This is a genomic window from Streptococcus intestinihominis (assembly GCF_046824975.1).
Classification (GTDB): Bacteria; Bacillota; Bacilli; order Lactobacillales; family Streptococcaceae; genus Streptococcus.
Window position 1 is genome coordinate 359,340 of the sequence record NZ_JBKQBL010000001.1, and the last position, 7,396, is coordinate 366,735.

Annotated in this window: 7 protein-coding genes; 3 read left to right on the plus strand and 4 right to left on the minus strand. The window is 43.6% G+C overall.

Features of this window, described 5'->3' with window-relative positions; genetic code table 11:
* Positions 1-428, minus strand: a 428-nt coding sequence (locus ACLOR3_RS01880) for a CppA N-terminal domain-containing protein (RefSeq protein ID WP_412036935.1), incomplete at its 3' end; no start/stop codon positions are given.
* A 105-nt stretch (positions 429-533) separates the two neighbouring features.
* Positions 534-1,814 carry a DUF308 domain-containing protein gene (locus ACLOR3_RS01885; protein WP_023024458.1) on the minus strand — a complete coding sequence of 427 codons (1,281 nt, stop codon included), beginning with the start codon at positions 1,812-1,814 and terminating at the stop codon, positions 534-536.
* Between the two features lie 101 nt (positions 1,815-1,915).
* Between ACLOR3_RS01885 and ACLOR3_RS01890 the strand changes: the two genes are divergently transcribed.
* The 3 genes from ACLOR3_RS01890 to ACLOR3_RS01900 all read left to right on the plus strand — a co-directional run bounded on the left by ACLOR3_RS01890 (position 1,916) and on the right by ACLOR3_RS01900 (position 5,505).
* Positions 1,916-4,195, plus strand: a complete 2,280-nt coding sequence (locus ACLOR3_RS01890) for a Xaa-Pro dipeptidyl-peptidase (protein WP_156676978.1) — start codon at positions 1,916-1,918, stop codon at positions 4,193-4,195.
* A 112-nt stretch (positions 4,196-4,307) separates the two neighbouring features.
* Positions 4,308-4,823, plus strand: a complete 516-nt coding sequence (locus ACLOR3_RS01895; protein WP_048690819.1) for a DUF536 domain-containing protein — start codon at positions 4,308-4,310, stop codon at positions 4,821-4,823.
* An 88-nt stretch (positions 4,824-4,911) separates the two neighbouring features.
* Entirely contained in the window at positions 4,912-5,505 is a 594-nt protein-coding gene (locus ACLOR3_RS01900; RefSeq protein WP_061564416.1) for a 3'-5' exonuclease, read from the plus strand.
* 38 nt (positions 5,506-5,543) lie between these two features.
* On the opposite strand, the gene ACLOR3_RS01905 is transcribed toward ACLOR3_RS01900, so the two are convergent.
* A complete protein-coding gene (locus tag ACLOR3_RS01905; protein WP_048690824.1) occupies positions 5,544-5,843 on the minus strand; it encodes a YbaB/EbfC family nucleoid-associated protein in 300 nt (99 codons plus the stop codon).
* A 140-nt stretch (positions 5,844-5,983) separates the two neighbouring features.
* Positions 5,984-7,330, minus strand: coding sequence for an Nramp family divalent metal transporter (locus ACLOR3_RS01910; protein ID WP_129269957.1), 1,347 nt, complete (start codon positions 7,328-7,330; stop codon positions 5,984-5,986).
* Positions 7,331-7,396 lie beyond the last annotated feature (66 nt).

A 7,396-nucleotide genomic window follows, 5' to 3' on the forward strand; every position in this document is an offset into this window, starting at 1 on the left:
GTAAACTCTTCATTCGCTTGAAAATCTGGAACTTCCTCAATTTCAGTTAAACTGCCCACTTGCTCTTCCGCATGGAGCAAGATACGATCTCCTTCTGGCGAAAGGGCTTCAAAGGCATAGCCATTTTTTCCTTTAAAGAGGCGATCAACTTGATGTCCACGAGCCAGAAGCCACTCAATTTCTTGTGGGTTGGTCACGCGAATCTTTAAGCAAGCCAGGCGTTTTGGGCCCTCCACCTTGCGGGTTCTCATACTAGGGGATTCCTCTAAATAGAGGCGGTCTGTCTTCGATTGATCTCCAAGGGATAATAAAGCCCCATCTTCCAACAGGGTTTTCATTCCTAAGACCTTTTCAAAAAATTCTTGATTGACATTTCGATTGTTTGTTTTTAATACGGGTGAAATACTACTAATCTTATTTATGCACATAATTCCTCCAAGTCTTTTATATTTTAAAAGATTTTCTTTTTTTTTACAAGAAATCTTGTGCAAAAAAGACAGATTTCTCAAAATTTTGAATCTGTCTTTCTTTACTTAATATACTGTTCGTGTATGGACCCGCCCGTTTGGAGCTTCAAATTCGTATTCTAAGTAATCCTGATAGGTCCCTGGTGCAATCACTCCACGCACATCTAATACAGCCGTTCCCGCCTGTCCCACAATGGAATCTGCTAACAGGCAGCAATTCGTAGACAGAACAAAGTAAGATTTAAAACGCGAAGAAGTAAATTTATATAGCTCAGCCCCTAAATCATATTTCAATTTGTAAGCGTAGGTCGGCTGACCGTCTTCCAGTAACCTACTAGGTGGATCCCAAGGTTCTAACAACTGATCAATTTCAGCTAGACGCTTCTCTACTGCCTGATTCTCTTCTTCGGTAAGGGATAGGCTGTAGCCAAACAGCGTCTTTTGACTCTCTTTTTTACATAGTTCGATGTATGGTTCCTTATCCACTTTAAACAGTACGCCATCCCCAATCGTCCCAAATAGACGCTCTGAAAAGGGATCGTAACTTCCGTAAGAAATGACCTTCCCCTGATAACAAATATCTACATGCCCAATCGCTCCAAATAAGTTGCTGTCAGAAGTATGAACCAAAATTTCTAATTCCCTTGCCTCTTCTTCTTTTTTCACCAATCGATAAGGGCCTGTGTGTCCCGCCGAGCTCCCTTTTTGAAGAAACTGGTTAAACCGTTTTAACTCCTTAGCAGGGATAAAGGCTGCAAAGATAACCGGTAGGCTAATACGAAAGCGACGTTTTAACTCTTGGCCTTGTTGGTCTTTGTCAAATAAAATACCATCTCGAATATTAGAAATCCCCAACAAGACCAGATAAGCCCCCAAGAGGATAAATTGGAAGTGCCCATCTGAACCAGGTTCCAAGACAGTTGCTAGACCAATCCCACCGTTTAAAAGCGCATCCCATAAATAGAGCCAGCCTCCTTTTACCCGATTGGCCTTATAAAGCCAAAATGTGATCCCATAGACAATGGCACTCCCCAACTGATATGCCCCTAAACAAATCACAACTAAGTTTACGGGCAGACTACTCAGTCGATTCAACCAGATCAACGCAAGTGAAAGAAAAATAAACCAAATAGAGTGGCTATAGGAAATAGACTTGCTACGTAACAAAAAGCGAAGAAGAAAGCTTCCTAGTCCATCAACTAAAAAGTAAATGGCTAATAGATCCAAGGAAAATTTTGTGAAACCAACACCGTTTCGAAAAATGAGGATCCCAAAAATGACGGCAAGAACCCCAAACAATAAAGTCCGTCTTCTTGCAACTTCTTCAACAGATAATTTTCTCACCATGACACCCTCCTTCAGAGATCAAAGGTCTTTAGACAAATACTATTTTATCACGTATAATATAAGAAGTAAAGAAACAGTGAAGCTGATAAAAGGAGCATCCTATGAAATTCAATCAATATAGCTATCTACCAGTCGACCAAGCAGACATTCTAAAGGAACTGAAAGAAATCGGGTTTGACCTTCCCCTTCATCTTACAGAGAAAGAACTGTTTGAATGGTTTGTTCGCAAGGTTTATTTCACCTACAAAAATACAGATTATCCTCTCTCTAACCTAGTGGCGGATGCTGAAACAGATCTCCTGAGCTATTTCCAATCTGACCGCGAATGGTCTCCAAATATTTTCTACACAGTGGCCCTCCAATTGCTCGGTTTCCGCTATTTTATTGACTTTGAAAATACGGACAGCTTCTTAAAAGAAGTCCAAATTCCGATTGAGTATGGAAACTTGGTTGAGAACCTCTATCACCTCCTCAATACTCGAACAGTCAAAGGGAATTTACTAATTGAGCAGTTGGTCAGCGATGGCTTGATCCCCGAGGACAATCGCTACCACTTTTTCAACGGAAAAAGTCTAGCTACCTTTAACTGCCATGATGTAATCCGTGAAGTGGTCTATGTGGAGAGTCGAGTTGATAGCGACCAGGATGGTCTTCCAGATTTGGTCAAGGTCAATATTATTCGCCCACGCTATGAAGGAAAAATCCCAGCCGTCATGACTGCCAGCCCTTATCACCAAGGAACCAATGACAAGGCTAGCGACAAGGCTCTCTATAATATGAATGTGGACCTCGAGGTCAAAGAACCTCATACCATCCAAGTAGAAGAACCTCAATTAGAATTGGTGGATCCTGTCGGTTCAGCTCAACTAGTCTCTGAGGCTGAAGAAACCCTCACTCATATCAACTCCAGTTATACCCTCAATGACTACCTTCTCGCTCGTGGTTTTGCCAATCTCTACGTCTCCGGTTTAGGGACCAAGGACTCTCAAGGCTTGATGACCAATGGAGATTACCGTCAAATCGAGGCCTATAAAAATGTTATCGACTGGCTCAACGGTCGTTGCCGGGCCTTTACAGACCACAGTCGCCAACGCCAAGTCAAGGCCGATTGGTCTAACGGCAAAGTTGCTACGACGGGCTTGTCCTACCTAGGGACCATGTCCAATGGACTGGCTACCACCGGTGTCGATGGCCTAGAAGTTATCATCGCAGAAGCCGGTATCTCTTCTTGGTACAACTACTATCGGGAAAACGGACTCGTGACGAGTCCTGGCGGCTATCCTGGAGAGGATTTTGATTCGCTTGCTGAGTTGACTTATTCACGTGCCCTTCGGGCTGGAGACTATCTCCGCCACCATGCAGCCCATGTCGCTGATTTGGAAGAGGTTAAGAAGCAATTGGATCGCAAAACAGGGGACTACAACCAATTCTGGCATGACCGCAACTATCTCCTTCAGGCAGACAAAGTCAAGGCAGAGGTCGTCTTCACCCATGGTTCCCAAGACTGGAATGTCAAGCCCCTCCATGTATACCAAATGTTCCAAGCCCTTCCAGCCAACATCAAGAAACACCTCTTCTATCACAATGGAGCCCATGTCTATCTCAACAACTGGCAGTCCATTGACTTCCGTGAGAGTATGAATGCCCTCCTCTCTAAAAAATTACTGGGCTATGATTCAAGCTATGAATTGCCAACCGTCATCTGGCAGGACAATACAGGGGAACAAAGTTGGACTTCCTTGGAAGACTTTGGCAATCAAACAGCCCAGCGGACCTTCCCACTGGGAGATGGTGAGAGAGTCATCCAAAACCGCTATGCGACAGAAGATTATGAGCGCTATGGCAAAGCCTATCCAACCTTCCTAACTGATCTTTACCAAGATAAGGCCCAACAGGTGACCATCGATCTTCCGATCGCAGAAGACTTACACCTCAACGGAAAAGCTCGCCTTCACCTGCGGCTCCAATCTAGCACAAACAAAGGCTTGCTCTCAGCCCAACTCATGGAGCTAGGAAGCAAGAAATATCTCCAACCCTATCCAGCTGTCCTATCCGTCCGCACCCTTGATAACGGTCGCTACCATATGCTAGACAATTTGACCGAGTTGCCATTTAAGGAAGCCGGTCAACGGGTGATTACAAAGGGCTATCTCAACCTTCAAAACCGTCATGATCTCTTACAAGTCGAACCTGTAACCCCAGGGGAATGGATGGAATTCGACTTTGAACTCCAACCAACCATCTACAAGCTGGAAAAAGGGACTACTCTTCGTCTTGTCCTTTATACAACCGACTTCGAGATCACTGTCCGCGACCAAACGGACTACCAACTCACCATTGATCTGGCTAACTCCAGATTAACCCTTCCTAAGATGGATTAAGGAATTTCATGCTTTTTCCTTGTCGTCCCTTCCCTTGCTTGATTTGACAGCCTTGCCTACTTATGATAATATCTAAGAGAGTATTTCATAGAAAAAGAGTTTAGAGGATATTATGGCTATCGAAAAAACAGTCAGCGAAATTGCTGAAATTCTAGGAGTTAGTCGCCAAGCGGTCAACAACCGTGTTAAGGCCCTAGATCCTGAAGATACAGAAAAAAATGATAAGGGAGTTACCGTCGTAACCCGTAGTGGCTTGATCAAGCTAGAAGAAATCTACAAAAAGACCATCTTTGAAGACGAGCCTGTCAGTGATGATGTGAAACAGCGTGAATTGATGGAAATTTTGGTAGATGAAAAAAATGCCGAAATCGTCCGTCTCTACGAACAACTAAAAGCAAAAGACGACCAGCTAAAATCCAAAGATGAGCAATTAGCTAAAAAGGATGAGCAGTTGCGTGTCAAAGATGTTCAGATTGCTGAAAAAGACAAACAGCTCGACCAACAACAACAGCTAACCCTTCAGGCTATGAATGACCGTGAAACATTGAAATTAGAATTAGATCAAGCCAATGAAAAGGTTCAAGAACAAGAGAGTAAAGGCTTCTGGAGACGCGTCTTTGGTCGCTAAAAACTGACTTCGGTCAGTTTTTTCTATGCCTTTGCCTCCCCTCAATAATTAGAAAATCCAAAAACACCCAATAGATGAAGGAGTTCCCTTGAAAGAATTAAGCCACTATGTCTCCTTTGATTTAGAATTTAATCAATTTGAAGGAAAGTACCACATTATCCAAGTTTCTGCTGTCCGCTTTGCAGATGGCCAAGAAGTTGCCCACTATGATTCCTATGCCTATACGGATAAACCACTAAAGAGCTTTATCAATGGCCTCACCGGGATCACATCTGATAAAATCCTCCAAGCTCCCCCACTCGAGCAAGTCCTAGCGGAGTTCCGAGATTTTGTTGCAGATAGTCCCCTCATTGGATACAATGCCATCAAGAGTGACCTCCCTATCCTAGCGGAAAATGGGCTAGAGTTCACAGACCAATATGCTGTTGATGTCTTTGAAGAAGCTTCTAAACGCCGCCCTTCTGACCTCCATGGGATTAAAAACTTGCAGCTCCATACAGTTGCTCAGTTTTTAGGAGTAGCTGGAAAATCGCATGATAGTCTAGAAGATGCCCGGATGACTGCTCTTGTTTATGAAGCCTTTCTCGAATCAGACCGGGCCCGGCAACTCCTAACCGAACAAGAATCCTTTTCTACCTCTCCTTTTGGTGGATTGGACCTCTCCAATTTTTTTAACGACTAAAAAAACCTCTATCATCGATAGAGGTTTTCTCTGTATGCTTAGAATGGTAATTTACCAGCAAAAGCTCCCAATTTTTTCTTGGTTGCCGCATCAATCTCTTCGATTGCCGCATTGATAGCTTGAACGGTCATATCAGAAAGAGTTTCTGTATCTTCTGGGTCTACTACTGCCGGGTTAAATTCGATGGATACCACCTTTTTATCACCTGTCAAGGTAGCGACGACCAAGTCCTGAGCAGACTTGCCAACAAATTGAGAAGCCGCCAATTCTGCCTGACTTTGTTCCATTTGTTTCTGAAGCTTTTGTGCTTGCTTCATCATATTTTGCATATTCATCATAAGATTTTCGAGATTCCTTTCGTATCAAGGGGTTAGGCCCTCTTGTTTAGTTTTTACTGCCCACTTCTGCCCATTTTCTAGCTAGATGGGAACTTCCCTTCTATTATAGCATGTTTTCCCCGTCCGACAAAGCTGATTTTTTATTTAAAGAGCGTCGTCACAATGAGTTGGACGTTTAAAAGAGTCAGAAGAGTAGCTACTCCATAAGCTAAATAAGTATTCCATTTTGCATTGACAAATTCTCCCATAATTTTTTTATTGGAGGTAAAGTAAACCAAGGGAAAAATTGAAAATGGTAGAGCCAGAGACAAGAAGACTTGAGAATAGACCAACAAATCATCTAGAACACTTTCCTGGTCTCCAAAGAGAAAGGCGACAATCAGGACAGGAGTGAGGGCCAACATCCGTGTAAAGAGGCGGACAAGCCATTGAGGAAGGCGGAATTTAAGAAAACCTTCCATGACAATTTGACCTGTTAGAGTTCCTGTAATTGTTGAATTCTGACCACTTGCTAACAAAGCAACAGCAAACAAGGTGGACAGAAAAGGACTTGCAATAGCTCCTGCAATGGCATTGTTTTGCAAGGCATCATACATACTAGAGAAGGCTCCAATTTCTTCTGCGTGTCCAAAAAAGAGGGCCGCTCCGAGAATCAGCAAGAGTGAGTTGACAACAAAAGCCAGGGTCAATTCAATATTAGAGTCCCAGGTCATGAAACGCACAGCCCGACGAACATCTGCAGGATCCTCATAATCAACCTTGCGTGTCTGTGAAATGGAGGAATGCAAATAGAGATTATGGGGCATGACGGTTGCACCAATAATCCCCAAGGCCAGCGTCAAGGCTTGTGATCCCTTGGGAAGACCGATGCCTACGATTTCCTTCTGAGGAAGAAAGCCAGCAAAAATGCCACCTATATCTGGTTTTGATAGGACCACAAGGTAGATAAAAATCCCCAGAATGGTCAAAATCAAGGTGGAGACAATAGCCTCAATCTTACGAAAACCTAAGTGCATAAGTCCAAGGAGGAGGAAGACATCCAGGATGGTGACCAAAATAGAAAAGAGCAAGGGCCATCCGAATAGCAAATGGAGTGCAATCCCTGAACCAATGACTTCTGCTAAATCTGTCGCCATCAAGGCTAATTCAATCACTATCCAGAGAATATAGCGGAGCCACTTGGGCAAATGCGTCGCTGTTGTTTGGGCCAAATCTTTCCGATGGACAATCCCTAGTTTCCCAGCCATCTGTTGCAATTGCATGGCAATCAAGGAAGACAAGAGAACCACCGACAAGAGCAAGTAACGATAGTGAGCCCCTCCAACAACGCTGGTGATCCAGTTCCCAGGATCCATGTAGCCCACTGCTACTAGGCTCCCCGGACCTGAAAACAATAATAAGGTCCTCCAAAAAGAAGTTCCCTTGGGAACCTTGACAGATTGATTGATTTCTTGGAGCGATTTCCGCTCTAACTGTTCTAAACTCATGATACCCTTCTTTCCATGACGTCACTTCCCCTTGATTATAGCACAAATGAAAGATTTCGGTAAATT

Coding starts and splice junctions, on each gene's coding strand:
- ACLOR3_RS01910 (WP_129269957.1), bottom strand. CDS start 7,330: ATGAGTTTAGAACAGTTAGAGCGGAAATCGCTCCAAGAAATCAATCAA.
- ACLOR3_RS01885 (WP_023024458.1), bottom strand. CDS start 1,814: ATGGTGAGAAAATTATCTGTTGAAGAAGTTGCAAGAAGACGGACTTTA.
- ACLOR3_RS01895 (WP_048690819.1), top strand. CDS start 4,308: ATGGCTATCGAAAAAACAGTCAGCGAAATTGCTGAAATTCTAGGAGTT.
- ACLOR3_RS01905 (WP_048690824.1), bottom strand. CDS start 5,843: ATGATGAATATGCAAAATATGATGAAGCAAGCACAAAAGCTTCAGAAA.
- ACLOR3_RS01890 (WP_156676978.1), top strand. CDS start 1,916: ATGAAATTCAATCAATATAGCTATCTACCAGTCGACCAAGCAGACATT.